The organism is Polaromonas sp. P1_G2, assembly GCF_056405515.1.
On the sequence record NZ_JBFUBY010001438.1, the window covers coordinates 1 to 403 of the forward strand.

Genomic DNA, 403 nt, shown 5'->3' on the forward strand with positions numbered 1-403 from the left:
GGTCTAGAACCTGACCAACCGACCGCCCAATGGCGTCTTCCGGCGTCCAGCCGGTGATTTCGGCCGCCGCCGCGTTGAAATCGGTGATGATTCCGGTGGAGTCGACGCAGGCTAGCCCTTCGGCGATCGACCGGAAGGTTACAAGCAGACGCTCCTTTTCCTGCGCAAGGGCGAGTTCGACCTCCTTGAGCGCCGAAATATCGGTATCGGTGCCAAGGATGCGCGCCACGCTGCCGTCGGCCCGCCATTCGACCGGCCTGCCGCGGCTGAGGATCCAGACCCAATGGCCATCCCGGTGCCGTTCGCGGTATTCAAAGGAGTTTATCGCCAGCTTGCCGTCGTTCTGTCGCGTGATGGCGTCGAGGATGCGCGGACGGTCCTCTGGATGCAACCTGTCGAGCCA

Annotated in this window: 1 protein-coding gene; it reads right to left on the reverse strand. The window is 63.3% G+C overall.

Annotated elements, in window-relative coordinates:
- Window positions 1-391 (reverse strand): PAS domain S-box protein (locus AC1D0P_RS30960; protein ID WP_477680226.1); only part of this gene is annotated, 391 nt, incomplete at its 3' end.
- Window positions 392-403 lie beyond the last annotated feature (12 nt).